At 74.8% G+C, this 24676-nt stretch carries 25 protein-coding genes and 1 pseudogene; 14 read left to right on the plus strand and 12 right to left on the minus strand.

The genetic code is table 11. The features are described from left to right. Positions 1-97, plus strand: a pseudogene (locus tag QMF80_RS30800) (IS982 family transposase); the annotation flags it as partial. Between the two features lie 116 nt (positions 98-213). Here the strand turns inward: QMF80_RS30800 and QMF80_RS30805 are convergent. Both QMF80_RS30805 and QMF80_RS30810 read right to left on the minus strand, forming a co-directional pair. After that, positions 214-633: a ribonuclease domain-containing protein gene (locus QMF80_RS30805; RefSeq protein WP_283459219.1), complete on the minus strand. Its 420-nt coding sequence runs from the start codon at positions 631-633 to the stop codon at positions 214-216. 107 nt (positions 634-740) lie between these two features. Then, positions 741-1457, minus strand: coding sequence for a peptidoglycan recognition protein family protein (locus QMF80_RS30810; protein WP_283459221.1), 717 nt, complete (start codon positions 1455-1457; stop codon positions 741-743). A 179-nt stretch (positions 1458-1636) separates the two neighbouring features. On the opposite strand from QMF80_RS30810, the gene QMF80_RS30815 reads away from it, so the two are divergent. From QMF80_RS30815 to QMF80_RS30830, 4 genes are all read left to right on the plus strand, one after another. Continuing rightward, a complete protein-coding gene (locus QMF80_RS30815; protein ID WP_283459223.1) occupies positions 1637-2890 on the plus strand; it encodes an NAD(P)/FAD-dependent oxidoreductase in 1254 nt (417 codons plus the stop codon). Beyond that, a complete protein-coding gene (locus QMF80_RS30820; protein ID WP_502962955.1) occupies positions 2887-3258 on the plus strand; it encodes a UBP-type zinc finger domain-containing protein in 372 nt (123 codons plus the stop codon). The genes QMF80_RS30815 and QMF80_RS30820 overlap by 4 nt, the downstream gene beginning before the upstream one ends. Before the next feature lie 238 nt (positions 3259-3496). Next, positions 3497-4987: an MFS transporter gene (locus tag QMF80_RS30825; protein ID WP_283459225.1), complete on the plus strand. Its 1491-nt coding sequence runs from the start codon at positions 3497-3499 to the stop codon at positions 4985-4987. After that, the gene (locus tag QMF80_RS30830) at positions 4984-5643 is read left to right on the plus strand and encodes a TetR/AcrR family transcriptional regulator (RefSeq protein WP_283459227.1); all 660 of its coding nucleotides are present in this window, start codon (positions 4984-4986) and stop codon (positions 5641-5643) included. The genes QMF80_RS30825 and QMF80_RS30830 overlap by 4 nt, the downstream gene beginning before the upstream one ends. Positions 5644-5657: 14 nt before the next feature. Here the strand turns inward: QMF80_RS30830 and QMF80_RS30835 are convergent, their stop codons facing one another. After that, complete coding sequence (locus QMF80_RS30835) at positions 5658-6278, minus strand: L-threonylcarbamoyladenylate synthase (protein WP_283459229.1); 621 nt, start codon at positions 6276-6278, stop codon at positions 5658-5660. Positions 6279-6499: 221 nt separating this feature from the next. Between QMF80_RS30835 and QMF80_RS30840 the strand changes: the two genes are divergently transcribed. Then, on the plus strand, positions 6500-7384 hold the full coding sequence (locus QMF80_RS30840; protein ID WP_349372253.1) for a hypothetical protein: 885 nt from the start codon (positions 6500-6502) through the stop codon (positions 7382-7384). A gap of 63 nt (positions 7385-7447) precedes the next feature. Then, positions 7448-8074, plus strand: a complete 627-nt coding sequence (locus QMF80_RS30845; RefSeq protein ID WP_502962956.1) for an alpha-ketoglutarate-dependent dioxygenase AlkB — start codon at positions 7448-7450, stop codon at positions 8072-8074. Between the two features lie 72 nt (positions 8075-8146). On the opposite strand, the gene QMF80_RS30850 is transcribed toward QMF80_RS30845, so the two are convergent. Beyond that, a complete protein-coding gene (locus tag QMF80_RS30850; RefSeq protein ID WP_283459233.1) occupies positions 8147-8926 on the minus strand; it encodes a GntR family transcriptional regulator in 780 nt (259 codons plus the stop codon). Between the two features lie 407 nt (positions 8927-9333). Here QMF80_RS30850 and QMF80_RS30855 point away from each other — a divergent pair, with 407 nt between their 5' ends. After that, positions 9334-10401: a hypothetical protein gene (locus tag QMF80_RS30855; RefSeq protein ID WP_283459235.1), complete on the plus strand. Its 1068-nt coding sequence runs from the start codon at positions 9334-9336 to the stop codon at positions 10399-10401. A 10-nt stretch (positions 10402-10411) separates the two neighbouring features. Then, positions 10412-11386 carry an aldo/keto reductase gene (locus tag QMF80_RS30860; protein WP_283459238.1) on the plus strand — a complete coding sequence of 325 codons (975 nt, stop codon included), beginning with the start codon at positions 10412-10414 and terminating at the stop codon, positions 11384-11386. A gap of 76 nt (positions 11387-11462) precedes the next feature. Here QMF80_RS30860 and QMF80_RS30865 read toward each other — a convergent pair whose 3' ends face one another. Beyond that, positions 11463-11789, minus strand: coding sequence for a DUF6968 family protein (locus tag QMF80_RS30865; RefSeq protein ID WP_283459239.1), 327 nt, complete (start codon positions 11787-11789; stop codon positions 11463-11465). 281 nt (positions 11790-12070) lie between these two features. On the opposite strand from QMF80_RS30865, the gene QMF80_RS30870 reads away from it, so the two are divergent. Further along, positions 12071-12910 (plus strand): alpha/beta fold hydrolase, encoded by an 840-nt coding sequence (locus QMF80_RS30870; RefSeq protein WP_283459241.1) that lies wholly within the window; start codon positions 12071-12073, stop codon positions 12908-12910. A gap of 67 nt (positions 12911-12977) precedes the next feature. On the opposite strand, the gene QMF80_RS30875 is transcribed toward QMF80_RS30870, so the two are convergent. Continuing rightward, a complete protein-coding gene (locus QMF80_RS30875; RefSeq protein WP_283459243.1) occupies positions 12978-14723 on the minus strand; it encodes a putative Ig domain-containing protein in 1746 nt (581 codons plus the stop codon). A 426-nt stretch (positions 14724-15149) separates the two neighbouring features. Between QMF80_RS30875 and QMF80_RS30880 the strand changes: the two genes are divergently transcribed. Then, a complete protein-coding gene (locus tag QMF80_RS30880) occupies positions 15150-18101 on the plus strand; it encodes a helix-turn-helix transcriptional regulator (RefSeq protein WP_283459246.1) in 2952 nt (983 codons plus the stop codon). A 92-nt stretch (positions 18102-18193) separates the two neighbouring features. Here QMF80_RS30880 and QMF80_RS30885 read toward each other — a convergent pair whose 3' ends face one another. The 4 genes from QMF80_RS30885 to QMF80_RS30900 form a co-directional block, all read right to left on the minus strand. Beyond that, positions 18194-18433, minus strand: a complete 240-nt coding sequence (locus QMF80_RS30885; protein WP_283459248.1) for a chaplin — start codon at positions 18431-18433, stop codon at positions 18194-18196. 221 nt (positions 18434-18654) lie between these two features. After that, the gene (locus QMF80_RS30890; protein WP_283459250.1) at positions 18655-19929 is read right to left on the minus strand and encodes a Rossmann-fold NAD(P)-binding domain-containing protein; all 1275 of its coding nucleotides are present in this window, start codon (positions 19927-19929) and stop codon (positions 18655-18657) included. Between the two features lie 33 nt (positions 19930-19962). Continuing rightward, a complete protein-coding gene (locus tag QMF80_RS30895; RefSeq protein ID WP_283459252.1) occupies positions 19963-20799 on the minus strand; it encodes an undecaprenyl-diphosphate phosphatase in 837 nt (278 codons plus the stop codon). Positions 20800-20884: 85 nt separating this feature from the next. After that, the gene (locus QMF80_RS30900) at positions 20885-21448 is read right to left on the minus strand and encodes a hypothetical protein (RefSeq protein WP_283459254.1); all 564 of its coding nucleotides are present in this window, start codon (positions 21446-21448) and stop codon (positions 20885-20887) included. A gap of 183 nt (positions 21449-21631) precedes the next feature. On the opposite strand from QMF80_RS30900, the gene QMF80_RS30905 reads away from it, so the two are divergent. The 3 genes from QMF80_RS30905 to QMF80_RS30915 all read left to right on the plus strand — a co-directional run bounded on the left by QMF80_RS30905 (position 21632) and on the right by QMF80_RS30915 (position 23924). Next, positions 21632-22141, plus strand: coding sequence for a mycothiol transferase (locus QMF80_RS30905; protein WP_283459256.1), 510 nt, complete (start codon positions 21632-21634; stop codon positions 22139-22141). Between the two features lie 101 nt (positions 22142-22242). Further along, positions 22243-22587 (plus strand): hypothetical protein, encoded by a 345-nt coding sequence (locus tag QMF80_RS30910; RefSeq protein ID WP_283459258.1) that lies wholly within the window; start codon positions 22243-22245, stop codon positions 22585-22587. 167 nt (positions 22588-22754) lie between these two features. Beyond that, positions 22755-23924 carry a GDSL-type esterase/lipase family protein gene (locus QMF80_RS30915; RefSeq protein ID WP_283459261.1) on the plus strand — a complete coding sequence of 390 codons (1170 nt, stop codon included), beginning with the start codon at positions 22755-22757 and terminating at the stop codon, positions 23922-23924. A gap of 90 nt (positions 23925-24014) precedes the next feature. On the opposite strand, the gene QMF80_RS30920 is transcribed toward QMF80_RS30915, so the two are convergent. Further along, positions 24015-24233, minus strand: coding sequence for a hypothetical protein (locus QMF80_RS30920; RefSeq protein ID WP_283459264.1), 219 nt, complete (start codon positions 24231-24233; stop codon positions 24015-24017). Beyond that, complete coding sequence (locus tag QMF80_RS30925; protein WP_283459266.1) at positions 24230-24649, minus strand: hypothetical protein; 420 nt, start codon at positions 24647-24649, stop codon at positions 24230-24232. Before QMF80_RS30925 ends, QMF80_RS30920 begins: the two co-directional genes overlap by 4 nt. Positions 24650-24676 lie beyond the last annotated feature (27 nt).

Below are 24676 nucleotides of genomic sequence, written 5' to 3' on the forward strand. Positions count from 1 at the left end.
CGTCCTGTGCCGGATCCTCGCACTCACGGCGGCGATCTGGCACAACGACAAGACTGGGCAGCCGGTCAAGCGGTCACTGATCGCCTACGACCACTGACCGCAACGACACCCCTTGGACTCATTCATCAAGACGGCCCGGGTGCCGGGCGTCGTCCGCCGTGCGGGGCGACCCGGCGTACTCCCGGGGGAGTACGCCGGGTCAGGACGGTCCGGTCAGCAGCCGAAGTCGACCAGACGGAAGCTCGCGTAGTGGTCGGCGGTGTAGTAGTCCTCGCGCGCCTGCTGACCCGTGATGATCCGGCGGGCGCCACGGGTCGGCGAACCCGGGGTCACGACGGTGTACTCGTGGTAGTAGCCCGTGGTGTGGCTCGGCAGCACCTTCTCGCGGTTCTGGAAGACCACACCGTCCTGCGAGTACGGGAACGGCCCGCCCGAAGCGATCAGATCGAGGGTGTGGTGCGCCTGGGACGGCAGGGCGGAGTAACAGATCGTGCCGACGGCCTTCACGGAGACGGCTGTGGTGACCGGTGCGGCCGATGCGGCGGGCGCGGCCGTGGCGGCGGGCGCGACGAGGAGGGCGAGGGAGACGGCGGCGACGCCACCGAGGGCGGCCATGCGCGGGGGGATTCTCATACGTCCATGTGACGCGCGTAGCTCGGGCACCGTCAACGCCAACCGCGTTGATTTCCACGCCTGTTCACCACAGGTGCGGCTTCTGCGACGCGAGCGCCGCCAGAGGTTCAGCGGGACGCAACCCGGCGCAGGATCTCCGCCCGCTGGGCGGCCCGCAGTGGTCCGGGACACGAATGCGCCCCCCAGTCCTGGCCGCCCATCGCATGGGTGCCGAACCCCGGGGTGGCGGGGCTGTCCGAAAGTGCCCGCGCCCAGCCGTGTTCCGCCGCGCCCCACGTGTAGATCCGCGCTATCGCGTCGACTTGGGCCTCGGTCAGCGGCTTGGTGGCGAACCCGGAAGTCTCCACCGACGTCCAGAAGGGATTGCCGGCGGCCTGCGTCCACGCCCGGTCGAACACGGACACGTACTGCTCCGTGAAACCGTCCAGCCCGACCCAGAAGTGCGCGGAGCTGCGGAACGTGGGATCGCAGAACCGCTCGTACAGCGAGTTCTCCCCCTCCTGCACGTGCAGGACGAGCCCCCGTTGCGCGTCCCGGCCGGCGACGGTCCGGTTGACCTCCAGCGGTTTGCACTCCACCCCGGGCATCCAGCCCGAGGGCGCGCGCACGGGTGTGGCCTGCAGCGGCCCCCCGGCACGCGAGGCCGTGCCGGGGCCCGCGGCGGGCTCCGGCCCCGCCGGGTCCGATTCCGCGAGGGACCCGATGGCGGCGGCGCAGAGCGCGACCGCCCCGGCGACCAGCACGTGGCGCCTGCCGACGGCCCGGGCACGGGCTTCCGGTCCGGCCCCGCCTCCAGACTGGTTCTTGCGCGCCCTGGGCGCCATCAGGCCTCCTGCGTGATCACTGCTCGCGACAGCCAGATCGTCGCGGCGCGAGATGATGGGACCTTCATCGGACGATGACCGTTTGACGACACCGCTCGACGACACCTCGCCCGCATCCGAGGCGGCCCGTTCCGCCGAAGAACCCGAGGGGACCAGCGGTACGGCGTACGGAGGTACTCATGAGCAGTGGTGCGGACAGGCGCGGCCCCGTCATCGTGGTCGGCGCCGGCGCGGCCGGGCTGGGCTGCGCACTCGACCTGGTACGGGCCGGACTGACCGTCTCCGTGCTGGAAGCGGCCGACGAGGTCGGCGGCCGGATGCGCACGGACCACCACCAAGGGTTCCTGCTCGACCGCGGGTTCCAGGTGTTCAACACTTCCTATCCGCAGGTCAAACGCCGCCTCTCACTCGCCCGGCTGCGCCTTCGGCCCTTCACCCCCGGCGTACTCGTCCACACCGACGGCGGCGGCCGTGCCCGGTTCGCCGACCCGACCCGCAGGCCCGCCGACGCCCTGCGGTCCCTCACCGGGGGCCGGGTGCCCCCGCGCGGCCTCGCGGCGGTCGCCGCGCTCAGCGCCGCCGACACCCTCCTGCCCGCCCGCGTCCTCAAACGGCTCCCGGAGCGCACGACCCGGGCGGAACTCGCGCGCTGGGGAGTCCCGGCCGCCGTCGTCGACGGTCTGCTGCGGCCCTTCCTCGCCGGGGTCTTCCTGGAGGACGAGCTGGAGACGTCCAGCCGGATGTTCCACCTCACGTGGCGCAGCATGGTCCGGGGCACCCTCACCCTGCCCGCCGAGGGGATCGGCGCCGTCCCCCGGCAGCTCGCGGCCGCACTGCCACCGGGCCGGGTCGAACTCGGCACCCGGGTGACGGCCCTCTCGCCCACCGGGGTCACCTTGGCCGACGGAACCTTCCGCGACGCCTCGGCGGTCGTCGTCGCCACCGACACGGACACCGCGGGCGCGCTCGTCCCCGGCGCGGCGCCCGTCCCGACGCGGACGGTCACCACCTACCACCACGCCACCGCGCGGTCCCCGCTGCGCGAGCCGACCCTGCTCGTGGACGCACGGCGCCGCTTCCTCAACACCTGCGTACTGACCGAGGTCGCGTCCACCTACTCCACCGACGGCCGGGCCCTGGTCTCGACCTCGGTGCTGGGCGCGGACGGTCCCGGCCGGGAGGCCGCGCTGCGGCCGGTGCTCGCCGAGGTCTACGGAACGGACACCGCCGACTGGGAACGCGTCGGCGCCCTGACGGTCCCCGGCGCGCTGCCCGCGATGACGGCGCCCTGGACCCTCAGCCGGACCAGCCGTACCGCCACCCCCGGGGTGTACGTGTGCGGGGACCACCGGGCCACCGGGTCCCTCCAGGGCGCCCTGGCGTCGGGTGCCCGCGCCGCGCGGGAGGTCCTCGCGGACCGGAGCCGGGAGTGAACGGGGGACCGGGCGCGGGGCGGGGCGCGGGGCCGGGCGGATGGCGGGTGGCCCCGGACGCGGGGCGGGCGAGGGAGGCGAACTGCGGCCACCTCGCCGCGCTGCCCGCCGAGCCGCCCGCCGAGCCCGCAGGGGGCTGCGCGGAGTGCCTGGCCTCCGGCGGCGCCTGGGTGCACCTGCGCGCGTGCCTGCTGTGCGGGCACCTCGGCTGCTGCGACAGCTCGCCGGGCCGACACGCGTGGGCGCACGCCGACACCTCCGGCCACGCCCTGGCCCGCTCGGCCGAGCCGGGCGAGAGCTGGGCGTGGTGCTACGCGGACGAGTTGTTCCTCGTACCCGACTCCGGGGGCGTCACGGACATCGGGTGATCATCCGGAAGGGCGCGTCGCGCCGAGGCGTGCGCGGGGCCGCGCCTGCAGGAACATCAGCCCCTCGCCGGGGAGTGCGGCCCGCCGTCGGTTCCTCTCGCCCGCCGGCCTTTCCCGGCGCGGGAGGCCGCGTGCGGGACGCGGGGGAGACAGTGGGGTGCACAAGCGTTTACCGTGGGGGTGAACGCTTGGACACCCCTCTGCGGGTCCCGCACCCGCCTCCCGCGTCTGGAGCCGCATGACCGCCGCGAAGTCCGCCCCGACCCCCGCGCCGATACCCGGACCGGGCGCTGCCCGGGCGCCGCGCCCGATCGTCCCCGTCCTCGCGTTCTGCGGCGCGGTCGTCGCCGTCATGCAGACCCTGGTCGTCCCGCTCCTCCCGCACATCCCGGACCTCACCGGCGGCAGCCGGGGCGCGGCGGGCTGGCTCGTCACCATCACCCTGCTCACCGGCGCGGTCTTCACGCCCGTGCTCGGCCGGGCGGGCGACATGTACGGCAAGCGGCGCGTGCTCCTCGCCTCGCTCGGCGTGCTCACCGCGGGGTCCGTGCTGTGCGCGGTCACCTCCGACATCGGCGTCCTGATCGCGGGCCGGGCCCTGCAGGGCGCCGCGCTCGCCGTCATCCCGCTCGGCATCAGCATCATCCGGGACGAACTCCCGCCCGAGCGGATCCTGCCGTCCATCGCCCTGATGAGTTCCACCCTCGGCATCGGCGCCGCGATCGGTCTGCCCGTGGCCGCCGTGGTCGTCGAGAACTTCGACTGGCACGTCATGTTCTGGGCCTCCGCCGCCCTCGGCGTGCTCGACATCGTGCTCGTGCTGTGGATCGTCCCGGAATCCCCGCTGCGCACCCCCGGCCGCTTCGACGTCGTCGGCACCCTCGGCCTCGCCGCCACCCTGGTCGGCCTGCTGCTCGCGATCACCCAGGGCGCGGACTGGGGCTGGGGCTCGGCGTCCACCCTCGGCCTGCTCGGCGGCTCGCTCGTCATCGGTCTGCTCTGGGGCCGCTACGAGCTGCGCACCGCCTCCCCGATGGTGGACCTGCGGGTTTCGGCCCGCCCGGCCGTCCTGCTGACGAATGTCGCCGGTCTGCTCATCGGTTTCGCCTTCTACGCGAACTCCCTGGTCACCGCGCAGATGGTGCAGGAGCCGACGAGTACGGGTTACGGACTCGGCGCCTCCATCGTGGTCAGCGGCCTGTGCCTGCTGCCCGGCGGCCTGGCCATGGTGGCGCTGTCCCCGGTCTCGGCGCGGATCTCCGCGGCCTACGGGCCCCGGACGGCGCTCGCCCTCGCCGCGGCCGTCATGGCGGTGGGCTACGTCGTCCGCTTCTTCACCAGCCACAGCCTCTGGCTGATCGTGGCGGGCGCCACGGTGGTCGCCTCCGGCACCGCCATCGCCTACTCGGCGCTGCCCGCGCTCGTGATGCGGGCCGTGCCGGTCACCGAGACCGGGGCCGCGAACGGCCTGAACACCCTGATGCGTTCCGTGGGCCAAGCCTGCTGCAGCGCGGTGGTGGCCGCCGTACTCGCGAACGTCACCTTCATGGCGGGCGGGCGCAGCGTCCCCACCCTGCACGCCTACCTGCTGATCTTCCTGATCGCGGCCGGGGCGGCGCTCGCCGCCCTGGTCGTCACGCTCTTCCTGCCGTCGGTGCGGGTGCCGGTGACGAGCGGCCCGGCGGGTACCGTCGCGATGACGACGTCCGCCGCCCGGGAGAACACATGACCACCGCCGAGGACTCCGGTACGGAGACGGAACCCGAAGCCGCGATCGACCGCGACAGCGACCGCGACAGCGACAGAGGCGCCGGCGACGTCGACGGCGGCGCCGTCACCGGGGGGACCGGCAGGGACGCCATCGTGCGCGCGGCCCGCCGGGCCTTCACCCTGCGCCCGTACGCCGAGGTCACGATGCGCGGCATCGCCGCCGACGCGGGCGTCAGCCCGTCGCTGATCGTGAAACGGTTCGGCAGCAAGGAACAGCTGTTCAACACCGTCGCGGACTTCCGCCCGGCCGCCGACGCCCTCTTCGCGGCGGCGCCGGACGCCCTCGGCCGCCACCTCGTCCTGACCATGGTCCGGCTCCGGGACGAGCTGCGCGGGGACCCGCTGCTGCGGGTCGTCTTCTCCCTGGGCAACGACGACGAGCGCACCCTGCTGCGCGACCGGTTCCGTGAGCAGGTCACCGGGCGGCTGGCCGGATCCCTGACCGGCCGGGACCGGGAGCTGCGGGCCGAGCTGATCACAGGTCAGCTGCTGGGGCTGGGGGCGACCCTCAGCCTGCACCGCCCGGACGGCGCGGGCGTCCGTACGCCGCCCGAGCGGCTCGCGGACCTGTACGCTCCCGGGCTCCAGCGGCTGCTCGACGGCGACGGGTCGTAGTCAGGTCGTTCGCGTCACTCGAACCGGCTGGGGTCGCCCGCTCCGCGGCGTACGATCTCGGCCTCGCCACTGGAGAAGTCGATCACCGTGGTGGGCTGGGTCCCGCAGTCACCGGAGTCGACGACGATGTCCAGGACGTGGTCCAGCCGGTCCTTGATCTCCCAGCCCTGGGTCATCGGTTCCGGCTCGTCCGGCAGCAGCAGTGTGCTGGACAGCAGCGGTTCGCCGAGTTCCGCGAGCAGGGCCTGGGTGACGACGTGGTCGGGGATGCGGACACCGACGGTCTTCTTCTTCGGGTGCTGGAGCTGGCGCGGCACCTCCTTCGTCGCCGGGAGGATGAAGGTGTAGCTGCCGGGGGTGGCCGCCTTGATCGCGCGGAAGACGTCGTTGTCGACGTAGACGAACTGACCCAGCTGCGCGAAGTTCTGGCACACCAGGGTGAAGTGATGACGGTCGTCGAGCCCGCGGATCGAGCGGATCCGGCTGACGCCGTCCGTATTGCCCAGCTGGCAGCCCAGCGCGTAACAGGAGTCCGTGGGGTACGCGACGAGCGAGCCCCCGCGGATGCTGTCGGCGATGCTGCCGATCGTGCGCTGCTGGGGGTTCTCGGGGTGCACATCGAAATACTTCGCCATCCGCCGAGCGTACGTGATCGCGAGGCTGCTCACCCCGCCAGGGGCAGTCCCTCCCCCGTCCGGGGGAGGGACTGCCCCTGGCGGGGGATGTGGCCGGTCTCCGAGGTCCCGAGGATGGAATTCCTGCTGATGGAAGGGGAATTCGGGTGGATGGGGCGGGGCGGTGGGACCGGGTCGGGCGGAGAGCGGCTTACGGGGCGGCGTGGGTACTGCTGCCGTACTTGCTGATCAAGGTCTCGTGGGTGATCGGCTCGCTGGTGGGGGTGCTGCCGGTCGGCGCCGGGTTCGGCATGGCCGAATGGGTGGTGCTCAACACCGTCACGGTCGGGATGGCCGCGATCGGGACCGCGTTGGCGCTGGCGCTGGTGCGGCCGTGGGGGATGCGCATACCGGGGGCGCTGGTCGCGTTCTGCGCCTGGGTGGGGTCGGGGTTCCTCGTCTCGATCCTGCCGTTCGCCGGACTCGGCCTGGTCGACGTGCTCCGGGACGCGGGCGGCGGCTCGGGCGGCGGCGGTGCGGACCCGGCCATGCCGGTCTGGGAGGGCGTACTGGTCCAGTTCAGCTTCCTGGGGATGGGGCTGGGGCTGGCCCTGGCGGTCCCCGCCCACATGCGGCGGCGGTGGCCGGAAGCGTTCACCGGGAGGGTCGGCGACGGCGGCCCGCGCGCGGCGCCGCCGTGGGAGGCCGTCGTCGGGGCGGCGCTCGGGGTGGTCTGGCTCCTCTGGGGGCTCGGGGGTGCGAGGGGAATCGCGCACCCGGCCGAGCGGAACACCGACTGGTACGTGCTGGAAGCCATCTCGGGATGCTGGGCGCTCGCCGGATCCGCCGCCGTCTGGGCGGTCGCCCGGGCGCGGCCCGCCCGGCTGCCCCGCTGGCTGCCGCTGGTGTTCGGGTGGGTCGGGTCGGGCTCGCTGTTCGCGTGGAGCGGCTGGAAGCTGCCGCTCACCCTGTACCTGGCGTGGGCGCGGCCCGCGGGCATCCGCCTGCCCGAGAACCTCGCCGTCGCGTCGGCGCTGCATGTCTGCGCGGTGGTGGCGGGCGCGGCGATGCTGCGGACGCTCGTCCGGACGCGCGTCGGCGCTCCGGCCGGGCGGAGCGCCACTTAGGGAGATGCCGAGGTGGTGGCGGTAATCGAGCAGGTGTTCGGATAGCGGGGTAGGCTGGTGTGCATGCACGCCCTCCAGGGATCCCTGTTCGACCAGACCGACGAGAGCGCGCTCGGACCGCTCGTCGGGCTGCGGCGCACCTCGCTCGGCGCCGGAGCCTGGGCCGATCACCTGCCCGGCTGGCTGACCGGGGCGGACGCCCTCTTCGAGCGCCTGGCCGCCGACGTGCCGTGGCGGGCCGAGCGCCGTCAGATGTACGAGCGTGAGGTGGAGGTCCCCCGGCTGCTCGCCTTCTACCGGCCCGAGGACTCCCTGCCGGACCCCGTCCTCACCGAGGCGCGGGCCGCCCTGACCCGGCACTACGCCCCCGAACTGGGCGAACCCTTCGTCACGGCCGGGCTGTGCCTCTACCGCGACGGCCGGGACAGCGTCGCCTGGCACGGGGACCGCACGGGCCGCAGTGCCACCGAGGACACCATGGTGGCCATCCTCTCGGTCGGGGACCCGCGCGACCTCGCGATCCGCCCGCGCGCGGGCGGCCCCACGCTGCTGCGGCTTCCGCTGGGGCACGGGGACCTCGTGGTGATGGGCGGCTCCTGCCAGCGGACCATGGAGCACGCGGTTCCGAAGACCGTGCGCGCCGTCGGCCCCCGGATCAGCGTCCAGTTCCGTACCCGCGGGGTGATGTGAACGCGACGGCGCGCACGGTGGATCGGCAGCGCCCGGGGCGTCGCGACGGGGCGAACGTTGCCTGACGCGGCACTAGTTGATGAAGAAACCCGGGGACGGGCGGTCGCGGTGGAAGATCAGCCGGTCCCAGGTGGGGTAGGCCAGGTCGGTGACGGTCAGCAGCCGTCCGGCGGGGTCGTGCAGGGTGCGGCGCACGGACAGCCCGCAGGCCAGGGCCGGGGCCGACGGCTGGGTGGTGCGGGTCATGGTGATCGTCTCGGCGGTCCGGGCGGTCGCCGACACGTGCTCCAGCCACTGGTGCAGGGGCCGCAGGTCCTCGTCGCGGACCATGGTGGCCGCACGCTCGCGGTAGCCCGCCAGCTCGGGCGTCCCGTCGACCACGGCCGGGCTGAGGTAGGTCACGGCGTGCTGCTGCACCGCGCCCGTGGGGGCGAGGGCGCGGTGGTGGTGGACCAGGGTGCGGTCACCGCCGCGCAGTGAGAGCAGGGCGGCGAGGGAAGGGGCCACGGTGACGTACGTCAGCCAGTTCTGGCCGGACCCGGCCCCCGGCCCGGCCCCCGGCCCGGCGTCGGGGCCTGCCGCGGGCCCCGGCGCGGGACGCGTTCGGGGCGGGTGGGCCGCCGGGCGGGTGCCGCGGCGGCCGGTCACGACGAGGCCGTCCTCCCGCAGGTGCTGGAGGGCGGCCCGAATGGTCTGCCGGTTGACCTGGTAGCGGGCGGCCAGGGTGCGTTCGGAGGGCAGTCGGGCGCCGGGGGCGTGGGCGGTGCGCTCCAGTTCGTGCCGCAGCGCTGCCGCGATCCGCTGGTACTTGGGCGTGACGGCCGGGCCGCCACCCCGCGAAGGGGAGGACATGGCTTCTCCTCGGACGGGTGGTCAAGGACTGCGCGGTCTGCCGAGTCAACGTAGCAGTGGTCTATACCTTTCGGTGAGTGCGCGTCCGGCAACCGAACGCCTTTGGCCGATTCCCGCCCGGTCCGCCGCGGGCCGTCCCCCGCCCGTGCGGCTCGTCGGCGCCCGCCCCCGCGCCCCGTGGCGTCGCGACGGGGCGAACGTTTCCTGACGTTGGCGCCCCCCGCACGCAGTCGGCCGGGCCGCCCACTTGGGGGCGGCCGATACGCCGCCCCGGCCCAGCCCCCGGCCCCGCCCGTCGGTCCCGCACCGGCGTCGAGCGGGCGGCCCTGCCCGCCGGCCGCCCCTTCACGGTCGCCGCCCGTGCGGATGGCGTGATCCGGTCCGGATACCCGTTCCAGGGAGGCGTGTTGGCGGGTTTCGCCGCGTTCCATCGCGCGCACACCGCCCTCGGCGGACTGGAGCGGGCGGCCGCCCGGGACGCCTCGCCCGCCGAGGCACCCGAGAGGGGCCGGCCACTGCTGCCGGCCCCCGTCGGCGACGCGTCGCTGCCCGCCCGATGGCGGGCGGTCCAGGAGCGGCTGGACGGCCTGGGTGTGCGGCAACGCCGGGTGGTCGCCCTGACGATGGCCTCGCTGACCCCCGGTGAGATCGGCTACGAACTGCTCTTCCCGGCGGCCGAGGTGCGCCGGACCCTGCGCTCGGTGAGCCGCCTGCTGGACGCACCCGGCGAGGAGGCCGCGACCCGCGGGCTCGTCGACGCCGACCACGAGCTGGCCGCCGCGCTGGAGGACGTACTGGATCTCGAAGCGGGGCTGGCCGACACCCTCACCCGGCTCCCGTCGGCCGACCCCGGGCTCTGGCCGCCCGACCCCCGGCTGCGGGTCCCGCCGTACGGAGCGCCCCTGCCGCCGCCCGCCCTCCTGCCGGGACCAGCCACCGACGCGCCGTTGCGGTCCTACGCCGCCCAGCTGGCCGGGCGTGGCCCGGAGGAACGGGCGCGCGTACGCGGCGGGTTCCCCGTGGCCGAGCTGGCCGCCCTGCGCCTCGGTGCGCTGCCCGCCTTCCACACCGACGGGTTCCGGCGCGCCGCCGAGGAGTCCTGGTCGCGGCCCGCCCGGGTCGAGTTCCCGGCGGCCGACGCCCAGGCCCTCGCCGCCGCACTGGCCCGCGATACGGCCCGCGCGGGCGCCCTGTTCGGCACGGTGCGCGGACCGGGAGGACACGCCCCGCGTCTGGCGGGCCACCTCGCGTCGTGGCTGGACGACGGCGAACCCTGGTCGGTCGAGGTCTCCTACGCCGGGATCGAACTGGCCCTGTCCCTGGGCCGGTTCCGCACCGCGCTTTTCGGCCTGACGCTGCGCCGAACCGAAAGCGAGGCGAGGGACGCGGGCCTCCAAGCGGCCCTGCTCCTCTCCACGGCGCCGACGCGGTCCGGGAGGCCCTCCTCGACACCTCCCGATCAGCGGGGACCGTAGGGTGGACGCCATGGCGATCACGGTCACAGACACCCCGCCCGACACCGTCGGCACCGCCCGGCTCGTGTACGGATGCATGGCACTCGGCGGCAGCTGGGACACCGATCCCTACCGGCCCGCCGACATCGACGAGGCCGAGGCGGTGATCGAAGCGGCCCTGGACAGCGGCATCACCGTGTTCGACCACGCCGACATCTACCGGCACGGCAAGGCGGAAGCCGTCTTCGGTGAGGTGCTGAGCCGCACCCCGGGGCTGCGCGAACGCGTCACCCTGCAGACCAAGTGCGGCATCCGGCTGGCCGACGGCGACCGGCCCGGCCACTACGACCTGCGCGGTACGAGCATCCTCCAGCGGGTCGAGGAGAGCCTCGCCCGGCTGCGCACGAACGCACTGGACGTGCTGCTCCTGCACCGCCCGGACCCGCTGGCCGACCCGGCCGACACCGCCGCCGCACTCAGCACGCTCCGGGAGCGGGGCCTGGTCCGGGAGTTCGGCGTATCGAACATGAACGGCCCGCAGATCGCCCGCCTCCAGGCCCACCTGGACTTTCCCCTCGCCGTCAACCAGCTGGAGATGAGCCTGGACCGGCGGGCCTGGCTGGAGGACGGCGTACTCGTCAACACGGCCGGGGCCGCCGCGAACGGCTTCCCCGCCGGGACGGTCGAGCACTGCCTGAACCACGGCGTCCGCCTCCAGGCGTGGGGCCCGCTGGCCCAGGGCCGGTTCACCGGACGCGAGGAGACCGAGCGTCAGCGGGCGACAGCCGACCTGGTGCGGTCGCTCGCTGAGGCGAAGGGCACGACGCCGGAGACCGTCGTGCTGTGGTGGCTGCAGCGCCACCCGGCCCGGATCGCCCCCGTCGTGGGCAGCGGACGCCCGGAGCGGATCCGGGCCTGCCGCGACGCCGCGCGCCGGGAACCCGACCTCACGCACGAGGAGTGGTACGGCCTCTGGCTCACGGCGCGCGGCGAGCCCCTGCCGTAGGACCGGCGGTCCGGTGCACCGGCGGACTGTAGGACCGGCGCACCGGAGCACCGGCGGCCGCGCGCGACGGGCAGCCCTACGGGGATGTCTGGGCAGCCGTCAGGCCGGTTTCCCCGCCCCAGGTGAAGGTGAGCCCGCTGGCCCTGGCCGTGTGTTCGAGCTGGGTCTGGAGCACGCTGAGGGCGATGCTGACGGCTTGCAGCCCGTCCACGCCGTGGATCTCGTACACGGTCGAATCGTCGAGGCCCTCGATCCGGCAGGGGCAGATCCAGTCGCCGTCCGCCTCCGCGTCCGGGCGCGGGGTGCCGAGCTGGAGGGAGACGGGGAAGGAGGGGCCGCTCTCCGGGACCGCCTCGAGCGTGCGGGAGGCGATGACGGGTCCGAGGATCTCGCTGTCGGGCATGGTCGCTCCTGTGATCTTCCGGGGGAGGCATGGGCCGCCATGGCTGCCCGTGCCGTCGACCGTACTCCAGGAAACGGAATATATGGTTCCGCCTGCTGGGCCTGTCGGGCCTGTCGGCGAAGTCGCACGTCAGACGGCCCGCGTCCGGGCCCGTGCCGAAGGGCGCGGTGAGTGGGCCCCCGCTCGCGCTCCACGGCCCGCGCTCGCGCCCCGCGCCGCCCCTGCCCGCCCCGCCGGTAAAGCGGTTGCCGTGTCGGGGCGCCGCTGGCATGGTTCGCCCCATGCCTGCCTTCCCCGCCCCCGACGGCACCCTCCTGGCCTATCACGTGTCCGGCGGCGGCCCCCCGCTGGTCTGCCTGCCGGGCGGCCCCATGCAGGACTGCGGGTACCTGGGAGGCCTCGGCGGGCTGGCCGCGCACCGGCGGCTGATCTTGCTGGATCCGCGCGGCACCGGGCGCTCGGCGACCCCGGAGGACCCCTCCTCGTACCGCTGCGACCGGCTCGTCGACGACGTCGAGGCCTTGCGCGTACACCTCGGTCTGGACCGGATCGACCTGCTGGCGCACTCGGCGGGGACGAACCTCGCCGTGCGGTACACCGAGCGGCATCCGGAACGCGTCGGCAGGCTCGCGCTCATCACGCCGAGCGTCGCGGCCGTCGGGGTCGAGGTGACCGGAGCCCTCCGGCGCGACACGGCGTTGCTGCGCAAGGACGAGCCGTGGTTCCCGGAGGCCTTCGCGGCCTTGGAGGAGCTGATGGCGGGCCGGATGCCCGAAGGCGGCCCGCGGGCCGTCGCGCCCTTCTTCTACGGGCGTTGGGACGAGACGGCGCGGGCCCACCGGAAGGCGGAGGAGGGCCGGAAGAACAACGAGGCCGCCGCCGTCTTCGCGGCCGAGGGCGCATTCGCCCCGGACACGACCCGCGCGGCGCTGGCCCGGCACGCGGCGCCCGTCCTCGTGCTCGCCGGGGAGTTCGACCTCAACTCGCCGCCCGGCGCGATGGCGGCGGTGGCGGACCTCTTCCCGCACGCCCGGTACGTCGTCCAGCCCGGGGCGGGACACTTCCCGTGGCTCGACGACGCCGACGGTTTCGCCGCTGTCGTGGCGGAGTTCCTGGCGTGAGCGACGGCCTGCGCCCCCGGCACGCGGCCGGGGGCGCAGGCCGGTCCGCCTCCTGGACGTCCTGGGATCAGAAGTAGACGTTCCAAGCGACCTGCGCCACGGCCGACTTGCCCGCCGCGTCCGTCACGGTGAGGGTGCTGCCGCCGAAGCCCCAGGTGGTGGGGGAGCCGCTGACGACCCCGGTGGCGGGGTCGACGCTCAGGCCGGAGGGCAGAGCGACGGCCTTGAACACGTACGGCTTGGTCCCGCCGCTCGCCTGGAGGGCGAGGCTGACCGGCTTGCCGATGTAGGCGACCTGCTGGCCCGGGTCCCGCAGCGTCGGGCTGGACCCGGTGACCGTGGTGACCGTCCACGTGAAGGCCGCCGCACCGGTCGCGCCCGCCCGGTCGGTGGCGGTGACGGTCACGTGGGAGGTTCCGGCAGTGGTCGGCGTTCCGGTGACCGTGCCCGTCGCCGCAGCGATCGACAGCCCGGCGGGCAGCCCGGAGGCGGACCAGATGTAGGGGGCGGCGCCGCCCTCCGCGCTGTTCTTCAGTTCGACCGCGCTCCCCACGACGCCGCTCTGCGCGGAGACGGCGGCGACGGTGACGGCGCCGGGCTGCGGGTTCGAAGTGACCAGGCTCGCGCCGAACGTGGCCAGGGCCTCGTTGACCGGCTGGAAGATCGTGAACTTCTCTCCGCTGCCGGAGGTGCAGGTGGCGCTGCCCCCGCCGGAATGCAGGCCGACCGCCTTGCCGCCGGTCGCGGCGACGTAGGAGCCGCCCGAGTCGCCCCCCGCGGAACAGGTGCTGGTGTAGGACAGCCCCTCGATGACCACATTGCCGTAGTCGACGCTCTGGTTGACCTTGGTGACCTCGCCGCAGCGCATCCCCGTGGTCTGCCCGGACCGGCATACCGCGGTGCCGACGACCGCCTCGGCGGAGCCGGTGACGGTGACGTCGCCCTGCCCGTAGCCGGACACGGTCGGTACGACGTTCCACCCGGCCTGGTCCACATCGACGATGCCCATGTCCCCCTCCCGCGCGTTGACGCTGCCGACGCCGTTCCGGTTGGAGGTGCCGACCCGGCTGCCGTCCTTGCCGTAGGCGGCCTGGTCGGCGTCGTTGGTGCAGTGACCGGCGGTCAGGAAGGCCTTGGTGCCGCCGCTGGTGCGGGTGACGGGGAACCCGATGGAACAGGGGCTCTCCGTCCCCGGTATCCACTTCTCCCCGCCGACGACGTCCGACTGCTGGCGCGGGCTGTCGGCGCTCTCACTGATGTGCGCGATCGGCCCGAGGGCGGCGATCCGGGCCACGAAGGCGTCGACGTACGCCGTCGCGGAAGGGTCCGCCGCCGCGCGGTCGAGGGTGATCTCGATACGGTCGTTGCGGTCGTCCGGACCCCAGGAGACCACCCCGGGCACGCCCTTGCCCACGGTACGGGTCACCTCCCGCGCCGCGGCGTCGAGTTCGGCGCGGCCGTAGCGCACCCGGTGGGCCACCGCTCCGGCCTCGCGGACCAGCGCCGCGTCCGTGTCATTGGCGACCGCCGCGTTGAGCGTGCCGGACGCCGGGTCGAACCACAGCCCGGCGATACGGTCACCGACCCGGCCCCTGACCCGGGTGGCCGCCCGTGCGGCGGCGGCCTCGTCGGTGACCCGGTCGTACACCTGGCCCTCCGAGAGCCGGAAGTCGCGCCGCATGGCCTGAAGCACCTCGGGCGAGACGGAGGGCGCGGCCCGGGCGGGCAGCGCCCCCGGCCCCCCGAGGGCGACGGCCACGCCGACGGCGGCCGCGACGACGGCCCACAGGGGCCGGGTTGGCAGAGAGTGCATGAGGTTCCCTTCGTGGGGGGCGTACCGGTGAGGTGGACCGGTACGGAGGCCGGACCCGCGGGGGACCCGTGAATCCGATGCCTGGGGATGCCCAACAGGCTTCCGCCACGGGGTGGTTGAAGGCATCCGAGGAATCCCTCGCGTCTGAACATGCGCCTGAACATGCGCCTGAACCCGCGCTGCCCGCGCTTGAACCCGCGCCCCCCGCGCCTGACCCGGCCTTCCGTAACGCCACGGCCGCCCCGCCCGACGCGGCCGACCCGCGAGAGCGGACCACGGCCGTCCCCGCCCGCCAGGGGCGCCCGTACCGTCGGTCGCCCGCTCGCCCCACCGGGAACGCCTGCGCACCGGGGTAAACCCTGGGGTTCCGGCCTTCCTGCGCACGGGCGTTGTGGTCGGGACGCGGGGGGCCTAGCGTGCGCTCTCGTGAGGTTCGAGGCGGACAGCGGCGGCGGGCCGACGGAGCCGGACGGCGGCGTGGGCGCGGCCGCCCGGGCGCTGCGGTCCGGGGGGCGGGTCGCCCTGGCGGGGGCCTGGGGGGCGGGCAAGACCACCCTCCTCGACGGGATCCTGCCCAGGGTCCTCACCACGCCCGCCTGCGGCCTGCTGCGCATCACCACCACCGAGGGAGACCAGGACCATCCCTACGGCGCGCTCGCCCAGATGCTCTCGTCCCGCACCCCGGCCGACCTCGGCGCCCTCCCCCCGCAGCAGGCCCGTCTGGTGGACCGGCTGCTGCACCGCGGCGCCGACGGTCCTCCCACCGCCGAGGACCGGCTCCCGGTCCGCCTCGCGCTGACCGCCCTGCTCGCCGCCCGCGACCACGTGCTCGCCGTGGACGGCGTCCAGTGGCTCGACCCCGCCAGCGCGGACGCCCTCGGCTACGCCCTGCGCACCCTGCCCGCGCCCCGCCTCCTCGCGGTCGTGACCGAACGCACCCACGGCCGGGCCCACGCCGCCGCCCGGCTGCTCGGCGGACACCCGCCCCAGCTGGACATCGCCCCGTTCGACGCGGAGGAGACCGCCGCACTGCTCGACGTGCACGGCCTGCCCACCCGCTGGGCCGCGCCGCTGCACCGCCACTGCGGGGGCCACCGGCTGCTGACCGCCGTCTCCTGCGCGGCCCTCGCCCGGCTGCCCCCGTCGGCACGGCACCGCCCGGTCATGCCGCCCCAAGCCGTCGCCGCCGCCGGCGCCTGGCTCCGGGAGACCCTCACCGCGCCCGCCCGCCGCACCCTCACCCTGGCCGCCCTGACCAGCAGTCCCTCGCCCGCCCTGCTGCTGCGGGCCGGTCGCCCCGACGCGGAGGAGCACCTGGCCCAGGCCGTCGAGGCGGGGGTGCTGCGCGCCGGCCCCGTGAGCACCGGTCGCGTGAGCGCCGGACCCGTTGGCGGCGGCCCCGCCGTGCGGTTCGCCGCCGCCGCGCTCGCCGAGGCCGCCGCCCGCTGCGAGGACCGGAGCCTGCGCACGGCCGCGCACCGCACCCTGGCCCGGGCCGTGGGGGACCCCGTACACGAGGCGCGGCACCGGGCTCTGGCCCAGGACGGCCCCGACCAGGGCCTCGCGGAGGACACCGAACTCGCCGCGGCCGTGGCCCGCGACGCGGGGGAGCGGGCCCTGGCGGCCGAACTGCTCCTGCTCGCCGCCGAGATCACCCCGCTGGACCGGGCCGGACCGCGCGTGCGCAGGCTGACCGCCTCGGCCCGGGAAGCCGCGGCGGCCGGGGCCACCGACATCGCCCGGCAGGCCGCCGACGCCGTCCTCGCCGCCCGGGCGGAACCGGCGCACCAGGTCGCCGCCCTCCTCGCCCTCGTCGACGCACACGGCCAGGCCCTCGCGGGCGTCGAGCCGCTGCTGGCCCGCTGCCGCGAACTCGCCTCCGGCCACCCCGACCTGCTCGCCGCCGTCGAACTCCGGGCCGCCATCGCCGCCAACATCGCCCACGGGGCTCCCGCCCAGGCCTTGCGCGCGGCCGCCCGGGCCGCCGAACTGGCCCGCACCGGCGGTGACCGCCCGCTGGAAGCCGCCGCCCTGACCATGCGGGCCCGGATGGAACGCGTACTCGCCGTGGACGACGCTCCGCGCACCCTCGCCGAGGCCCTCGCCCTCGGGATCCCCGCCCAGCAGTCCGGCATCCGCAACAGCGCCCAGTACCTCGCCGCCCGCCACGCCGTCTTCGACGACCGCCTCCACGAGGCCCGGGAGCGGCTGACCCCGCTGCTCGCGCTCGCGGAGCACGAGGGGGAGGCCGAGGACCTGGTCGACATCTGGCGCAGCCTCGCCGAGGTCGACGTCCGCCTCGGCGCCTGCGCCCCGGCGCTCGCGTGGGCCGATCAGGCGGTACGCCGCTCCACCGCCGCGGCGCTGTCCATGGGCCCCGCCTGGTACACGGCGGCCCTGACCCAGAGCGCCGCGGGCTCGTTCGCCGCGGCCCTGCGCACCGCCGCGTGCGGGGCCCGGGCCTCGCGCGAGGAGGGCGACGGGCTCTACGTCGTACGCAACCTCTGGATCACCGGCGCGGTGCTGCTGCACACCGGGGAGATCGCCGGGGCCGCGGCGGCGCTGGCGGCCGTCGACGAAGCCGAGGGGAGCGCGCCCTCCGCGGAGCCCGGCATGTTCCGCTGGCAGCCCGACGCGGTCGAGGCCTTCGCGCACGCGGGTCTGCTGACCCGGGCCCGGTACGTACTGGACCGCACCCAGGACTTTCTCGGGCCGCCGGGGGAGCGGCACGGCACGGGAGCCGCACTGACCCGCGCCCGCGGCATCCTGCTCGCCCGCACCCGGATCCGGGCCTCCGGCACCGACGAGGCCACCGACTGCCTCCGCCGCGCGGCCACCGGGTTCGAGCGGCTGGGCCTGCCCCTCGAACGGGCCCGAACGCTGCTCGCCCTGGGCCGGGTCGAGCGGTCCCGGCGCCGCCAGGCCGCGGCCCGTACGGCCTGGGAGACGGCGCTCGCCGTGTTCGAGGAGACCGGAGCCCTGCCCTGGCAGGACCTCACCCGGGAACTCCTCGCCCGCGCCGGGACCACCGCCCGGCGGCCGTCAGCGATCCCTGCCGCCGGAGCCCCCGCTCCCGGACCGGCGCCCGCGGGCACCGGCCTCACGGAGTCCGAGGCGCGCCTGGCCGCCCTCGTGCGCCGGGGCGCCACCAACCAGGACGCGGCGCGGCACATGTTCCTCTCGGTGAAGACCGTCGAGGGCATGCTGAGCCGCATCTACCGCAAGCTCGGCGTCCGTTCGCGCACCCAGCTCGCCGCCCTCGCCGGGGACCCCGCTGCCGCGCACGCCGGTCCGGCGGGGGCCGGGGACGCGCGGGTGGCGGAGCCGACAGCCGTCACCCGCGCGGACCCACCGGGCGCGAGCGTGCGACGGGAGTGAGGACACACTCCCCGCCCGCCCGGCGGATCATCCGGCCCGCGCCACCTCGTGAGGGCGCCGGGCCGGAGGAACCCGGTCCGTCAGGACCGGTCTCAGCCGTTGACGCAGGTGTTGCCGAACGCCGGGTTCAGCAGCCCGATGACGTTGGCGGAGTTGCCGCACACGTTGACCGGGATGTGGATCGGGACCTGGATCAGGTTGCCGGACAGGACACCGGGCGAGTTGGCGGCGATGCCCTGCGCACCGGCGTCGGCCGATGCCAGGGAGGCACCGCCGACCACGACGGCGCCCGCGGCGAAGGCGAGGGCGAGGCTCTTGAGGACACGCGTCATGCGATGGCTCCCTGGGTCTTGCTCGACGGCCCGCCCGTACGACGCGCCGTGCGGCCCCGACCGGGCCCGCACTCCTCGCTTCGGCATCGCGGCCGCCGCGGATGGGCCGGGGGCCGGTGATTCCCCCCCAGGGATGAGGGCTTCCACCGGATGGCCGTACGCGGGCGGGAGCGGCCCCGCCGGGCCCCCGGCGCGCGGGTGGCGCGGCCGGGGCGCCCGTCTCAGGAGGGCGGGCCGGCCGGGACGGTGGCCTGGCCGCCGATGCCCGGCGCGCCCGCGAGCTGCTCCCGCCACCACGACGCCACATCGGCCCCGGTCATCGCGGCCCACGGCGGGGTCCGCTCGACCTGGGCCCGCCCGAGCCTGCGGGCCAGCGCGACCAGCTCCCGCCCCGCCGGGCCCCGCGCCCGCTCGTAGGCGCGCAGCAGTTCCGCCGGGGAAGCCGCCCCGCGCCAGGCGCTCTCGAACGCGTCGGCGTCCTGGAGGGCCTTGGCCGCCCCGCTGGTGTTGTGCGGCCGCACCACGGTGGCCGCGTCGCCGCCCAGAAGGAAACGCCCCGAGGCGATGCGCGGGGTCTCCAGGTCGTAGATGGGCTGGACGAGGGTGTGCTCGGGCTCCGTCAGGCGGAGCACCTCGGCCCAGTACGGCGGGAACTCCCGCTCCAGCAGGGCCTCCAGGTGGGCGGCCGACTCCCCGGCCACCTGCCCGGGCGGAAAGCTCGTCGGGTCGTCCAGGCGCGGCGCACCGGCTCCCGGCGCACCGGCCCGCGGCGGAGCGGCGTAGAGCACCCAGTTGACCCGGGGACCGTCCGGCCCGGGAATCCGGTAGATCACGCAACTGCCGCCCGGGAAGCAGACGGTGGTGACCGCGTCGCTCCAGGCCCCCGACTCCCCGGGCCGGCCCGCAGCCGCGTCGACCGCCGCCAGCCTCCCGGCGTCGAGGTGGCCGCGCCAGCAGACGTAACCGGCGTAGTGCGGACGGGACTCCGGGCACACCGCCCGGCGCACCACCGAGCGGTAGCCGTCGGCGCCGACGACCAGGCCGAACCGCTCCGCGGCGCCCTCCGCCAGCCGGACCTCGGCCCGGTCACCGGCCGCCGCGACCCCCGTGACCGTCTCGCCCTGCCGGTAGACCACGGAGGCGGGCAGCGCCTCCCGCAGCCCGCGCCACAACAGCCCCCAGTGGTAGGAGTGGAAGGGGAAGGGCTGCTCCCAGAACACCCGCCCGGCCTGGTCGGCTTCGGCTCCGGGGTCCCGGACCACCCACCTGCGCCGCACCAGCCGGTGCGCGGCGATCCCGGTGGGCAGCGCGCCGGTCGCCCGGAGTTCGACGGCCCGCTCGTCGTGGACGCACAGCCCCAGCCCCCGGTCCTCCAGGCGCCCGAGGGTCCGCTCCAGCACCACCACCTCGTCCGCGCCGGCCCGTACGGCGGCCGAGGCGAACGCGCAGCCCGCGATGGACCCCCCGATCACCGCGACCGAACCACCGTCCCGCATGAGGTCTCCTTCCGTACCGGACACGTGGCCGGATCAGGCGTGCAGGACGCCCGTGCCCAGCAGACCGAACAGCAGCACGCCGATCACGATCCGGTAAACCACGAAGGCGTTGAACGAGTGCTTGGCCACGAACTTCAACAGCCAGGCGATGGAGGCGTAGGCGACGACGAACGACACCAGGGTCCCCACCACGAGCGGGGCCGCGCTCACTCCGGCGCCGACCGCGTCCTTGAGCTCGTACAGGCCCGCGCCGGTGAGGGCCGGGATGCCGAGGAAGAACGACAGCCGGGTGGCGGCGACCCGTTCGAGATCCAGGATCAGACCCGTGGACATGGTCGCTCCGGAACGGGAGAAACCGGGGAAGAGCAGCGCGAGGATCTGCGAGGAACCGACGAGCATGGCGTCCTTGAGCGAGATGTCGTCCTCCCCGCGCTTGTGCCGGCTCATCTGGTCGGCCGCCCACATCAGGCCGCTGCCGACGATCAGCGAGCCCGCCACCACCCACAACGAGGCCAGCGGGCCATCGATCAGCGGCTTCGCCGCCAGTCCGACGACCACGATCGGGATCGTGGCGTAGATGACCCACCAGGCGAACTTGTAGTCGTGGTGGTAGCGCTCCTCCCGGTTGGCCAGGCCCCGTCCCCAGGCGGACACGATCCGCACGATGTCCTTGAAGAAGTACACGAGGACGGCGGCGATGGCCCCCACCTGGATGACGGCGGTGAACGCGACCACGCTCTTGTCGTCGACCGGAATCCCCATCAGGCCCTCGGTGATCTTCAGGTGTCCGGTCGAGGAGACGGGCAGGAACTCCGTCACGCCCTCGACCACGCCCAGGACCACGGCCTGTCCGATACTGATCGCGCTCACGTGCATCACCTTCACGGTGTCGTCGGGCAGGGGGCACCGGCCTCACGGCAGCGGCACGACCGGAAGGATACGACGGCCACCGGCCTCAGCAGCCACCGCAGTTGTAGTACAGGACGTCCCAGTGGCTGCCCTCGTCGGTGTAGACGTTGCCCGAGCCGGACCGCCACTGCGGGGCGCCGTCGCCGCGCAGGCCGATGTAGGTGAAGGTGTTCTTGATGTAGTTGCCTACGCAGGTGGCCTTGGCCACGTCGATCTTGTAGCCGTTCCAGTGCGAGTACGTGCCGTTCGCGTGCCCGGTCTCGGTCCCGCCGGTGATGTTCAGGGCGCAGCCACTTGCCCCCTTGAGGACCTGGGCGGCCTGGGCGGTCGCGAGGTTCAGCTGGTCGAAGGACGTGCAGGTGGGGTTGGAGCGGTCCGCGCAGTTGCCGGAGGACGACCAGGTGATGCCGGCCTGCCGGAACATCGAGGTCGCCGTGGCGTGGCTGATCTTGGCGACGGTGACCGGCGCCGGAGCCTGCGTCTGCGTCTGCGTCGGAGCCTGGGTCTGGGTCTGGGTCTGGGCTCGGGCTTGGGCCTGCGCCTGGGCCGGTGTGAGCAGGAGGGCCCCGGTGACGAGCACGAGCGCGCTGAGCAGGGCGGGTGTGCGCATGGTGGTGCCTCCTGTGCGTTGACGGGCGTACGAACGGCGGTACGTGCGGGCGTACGGCGTACCCGTGGGCACGGCGATGCGATGGTGCCCGACCGCGGCCGGGCCCGCCAGAGGGCGTGTCGGTCGTACCGCCGCCCCGGGGACGGCGGGCAGGGTGGCCGCAAACACGGCCGAGGAGGGTGCATGAAGGCGACAGAGGTACTGGTCGACGCGTTCGGACGGATCCGGGAGGTGGTCCAGGAGACCGTCGAAGGGCTCTCCGCGGAGCAGCTCAACGCGCGGGTCGACGACGAGGCGAACTCGATCGCCTGGCTGGTGTGGCACCTGACGCGGGTGCAGGACGACCACGTGGCGGAGGTCGCGGGGGAGGAGCAGGTGTGGACCGCCGGGGGCTGGGCTCCCCGGTTCGGCCTGAAGCTGCCGGTCGACGCGACCGGGTACGGTCACACCGCGCGCCAGGCGGGCTTGGTCCGGGTCGACTCGGGCGAGCTGCTGACGGGGTACCACGACGCGGTGCACGAGCGGACCGTCGCGTACCTGCGCACCCTGGGCGCGGCCGATCTGGACCGCGTCGTCGACGAGCGCTGGGACCCGCCGGTCACGCTCGGTGCCCGACTGGTCAGCGTCCTCGGCGACGACCTCCAGCACGCGGGCCAGGCGGCCTTCGCCCGGGGCGTACTGAGCCGCCGCTGAGGGCCCTCGGCGGCGCTGGTAGAACTGGGCCCTGACACACCGGTCCGCCGCTCGCGCCGCAGGTGGCGGGCCCGTACCGCAGAACGAACAGGGAGTTTCCGATGGATGTACAGCACTTCGAGCGGATCACCGCGTTCATCGAGGCGCGGCTGACCCCGCTGTTCGCCCCGGCGGAGGGCAGCGAGAGCGGGTTCGCGATGGACGACACCTCGCGGGCGCTGCGCGCGCTGCGCAACGCCGTCCTGGAGGCGTCCGCCGTCAAGGGGCTCCTGGAGACGCGGCCGACGGCCGAGCCCGCGGTGCGCCGGGTCATCGACCAGTCGGTGGAGCAGCACTGGGACGTGCTGCGCGGGATCGCCCGCCAGTGGGAGGACCACCCCGACTTCGTCCGGGAGTTCAAGCGCCACGCCTGGGAGCTCGACGGGACCGCCGCCGCGTCGGTCTGAGCCGGTGACCGGAGCCGGGGCGCCCCGGGGCCGGAGGTCCGGAGCGAGAGGCCCGGGCCACGGGGCGGGCGGAATGACCGGAGCCGGGCGTACCGGTCGGTAGGTAGGGTGGTGGCGATCTTCGCAAGGCCCGCCCCACCCGCCCCTTCCCCCAGACGGAGGCCGACGTGACCGACTGGCTCACCACCCCCATCGACAGCCGGCTCGTGCGCGGCGCCCTCGACCTGGAGCAGACCGAGCGGGGCGTCCTGCCGCACCGGCTGCCCGCCCGGGCCCGGCGGCAGTTCCCGGACGCGTACCTCGCCATGATGGAGGCCCAGCCCTCCGGCGTACGGCTCGCCTTCCGCACCGCGGCCACCCGCATCGAACTGGACGTACTGCCCACCAAGGTGGTCTACCAGGGCGGTCCCGCCCGGCCGGACGGGGTGTACGACCTCGTGGTCGACGGCCGCCTCGCCGGGCAGGCCAGTGTCCCCGAGGGCAATGTGCGCACCCTCGACATGACCATGCGGGCCGTGGACACCCGGCCCGGCCCGGTCGGCAGCGTCCGGTTCGCCGGGCTGGCCGCCGGTCCGAAGGACATCGAGATCTGGCTGCCGCAGACGGAGGTGACCGAACTGGTCGCCCTGCGCACCGATGCCCCGGTCGAGCCCGCCGCGGACCGCGGCCGCAAGGTGTGGCTGCACCACGGCAGTTCGATCAGCCACGGCACCTCCGCCGCCAGCCCCACCGAGACCTGGCCCGCGGTGGCCGCCGCCATCGGCGGGGCGGAACTCGTCAACCTGGGCTTCGGCGGCAACGCCCTCCTCGACCCCTTCACCGCGCGGGCCATGCGGGACACCCCGGCGGACCTGATCAGCGTCAAGATCGGGATCAACGTGGTCAATGCCGACGCGATGCGCCTGCGCGCCTTCGTCCCGGCGGTGCACGGGTTCCTCGACACCGTCCGCGAGGGCCATCCCAGCGCGCCCCTGCTCGTCGTCTCGCCCGTCCTGTGCCCCGTCCAGGAGGACACCCCCGGCCCGCTCGCGCCCGACTTCAGCGACGGTCGGCTGAGTTTCGTGGCCACCGGTGACCCGGCGGAGCGTGCGAGCGGGAAGCTGACGCTCAACGTCATCAGGGACGAACTCGCCCGGATCGTCGCCCAGCGGGCGACCGAGGACCCGAACCTGTATTACCTCGACGGCCGTGCGCTCTACGGCGAGGCGGACTTCGCCGCGCTCCCTCTGCCGGACGCGGTCCACCCGGACCCGGCGGGTCACCGGCTCATCGGCGAGCGGTTCGGCGCGGCGGCCTTCACCGCACCCGGCGCCCCGTTCGCGTCCGCGAGCGCCTGAACCGGCCACGGCCCGCCCCCGGACCGGGGGCGGGCCGTACGGCCGTCCGCACGCTCGGCCGCCCGGCCGTCAAGTGATCCGCGCCACCCGTCAGTTGTTCTGGGTGGCGTCCGCGTCGGCCTCGGCCGCCGCGCTCTCGGCGGCGTCCATCTTCTGCCGCATGTCGTCCAGTTGGGCCCGGTCGGCCGCACTCGACGGCTGGCGGGCCGCGGGCTGGGCGTGCGCGCCGGGCGAGCACCCGGTGAGCAGCAGCGCCGTGCCCGCGGCGAGGACCGCGAGCGCGGCCCCGGCGCGCCGGGGCAGGATCACTTGGTGTCCTGGGTGGCGCACCAGGTGGCGACGGCCTTGAGGTCGCCCTGCCGCTTCTGCAGGGTCGGCAGCAGCCCCTTGCGGAAGGTCAGCCGGTCGTTGAGGTAGGTGTAGACCTCGGTGTGCCCGGCGGTCTTGGCGTTCGCGACGCGCTGCTCCAGCCGGGTGACGGAACCGGCTACGGTCGCGTCACCGCCCAGCCGGGTCACCGAGGCGTCGATCCGCGCCGTGGTCTTCGGCAGCCGCTTGCAGATCTCCTTGGCGCCGTCGCCCTTGGGTGCGGACTTGGGCGCGGACTTCGCCGAGGCGGCAGGAGCCGGGGCGGTGCCGTCCGCCTGGGCGGGGGCGATGGTCAGCAGCGCGCCGGACAGGGCGAGGGCGCCGATCGCGGCAGCGGTCGTGCGGTTCGGGAGCATGGTGGTCTCTCCTAGGGTCGAACGGGG

Source organism: Streptomyces sp. G-G2 (genome assembly GCF_030063135.1).
In the GTDB taxonomy this organism is placed as follows: domain Bacteria; phylum Actinomycetota; class Actinomycetes; order Streptomycetales; family Streptomycetaceae; genus Streptomyces.

What these genes read in the sequence shown, in the direction of transcription:
- QMF80_RS30890 (WP_283459250.1), bottom strand. Translation starts at nt 19,929, where the DNA reads ATGCGGGACGGTGGTTCGGTCGCGGTGATCGGGGGGTCCATCGCGGGC.
- QMF80_RS30860 (WP_283459238.1), top strand. Translation starts at nt 10,412, where the DNA reads ATGGCGATCACGGTCACAGACACCCCGCCCGACACCGTCGGCACCGCC.
- QMF80_RS30810 (WP_283459221.1), bottom strand. Translation starts at nt 1,457, where the DNA reads ATGGCGCCCAGGGCGCGCAAGAACCAGTCTGGAGGCGGGGCCGGACCG.
- QMF80_RS30825 (WP_283459225.1), top strand. Translation starts at nt 3,497, where the DNA reads ATGACCGCCGCGAAGTCCGCCCCGACCCCCGCGCCGATACCCGGACCG.
- QMF80_RS30850 (WP_283459233.1), bottom strand. Translation starts at nt 8,926, where the DNA reads ATGTCCTCCCCTTCGCGGGGTGGCGGCCCGGCCGTCACGCCCAAGTAC.
- QMF80_RS30905 (WP_283459256.1), top strand. Translation starts at nt 21,632, where the DNA reads ATGAAGGCGACAGAGGTACTGGTCGACGCGTTCGGACGGATCCGGGAG.
- QMF80_RS30900 (WP_283459254.1), bottom strand. Translation starts at nt 21,448, where the DNA reads ATGCGCACACCCGCCCTGCTCAGCGCGCTCGTGCTCGTCACCGGGGCC.
- QMF80_RS30875 (WP_283459243.1), bottom strand. Translation starts at nt 14,723, where the DNA reads ATGCACTCTCTGCCAACCCGGCCCCTGTGGGCCGTCGTCGCGGCCGCC.
- QMF80_RS30835 (WP_283459229.1), bottom strand. Translation starts at nt 6,278, where the DNA reads ATGGCGAAGTATTTCGATGTGCACCCCGAGAACCCCCAGCAGCGCACG.
- QMF80_RS30865 (WP_283459239.1), bottom strand. Translation starts at nt 11,789, where the DNA reads ATGCCCGACAGCGAGATCCTCGGACCCGTCATCGCCTCCCGCACGCTC.
- QMF80_RS30910 (WP_283459258.1), top strand. Translation starts at nt 22,243, where the DNA reads ATGGATGTACAGCACTTCGAGCGGATCACCGCGTTCATCGAGGCGCGG.
- QMF80_RS30845 (WP_502962956.1), top strand. Translation starts at nt 7,448, where the DNA reads ATGCACGCCCTCCAGGGATCCCTGTTCGACCAGACCGACGAGAGCGCG.
- QMF80_RS30885 (WP_283459248.1), bottom strand. Translation starts at nt 18,433, where the DNA reads ATGACGCGTGTCCTCAAGAGCCTCGCCCTCGCCTTCGCCGCGGGCGCC.
- QMF80_RS30870 (WP_283459241.1), top strand. Translation starts at nt 12,071, where the DNA reads ATGCCTGCCTTCCCCGCCCCCGACGGCACCCTCCTGGCCTATCACGTG.
- QMF80_RS30830 (WP_283459227.1), top strand. Translation starts at nt 4,984, where the DNA reads ATGACCACCGCCGAGGACTCCGGTACGGAGACGGAACCCGAAGCCGCG.
- QMF80_RS30815 (WP_283459223.1), top strand. Translation starts at nt 1,637, where the DNA reads ATGAGCAGTGGTGCGGACAGGCGCGGCCCCGTCATCGTGGTCGGCGCC.
- QMF80_RS30925 (WP_283459266.1), bottom strand. Translation starts at nt 24,649, where the DNA reads ATGCTCCCGAACCGCACGACCGCTGCCGCGATCGGCGCCCTCGCCCTG.
- QMF80_RS30805 (WP_283459219.1), bottom strand. Translation starts at nt 633, where the DNA reads ATGAGAATCCCCCCGCGCATGGCCGCCCTCGGTGGCGTCGCCGCCGTC.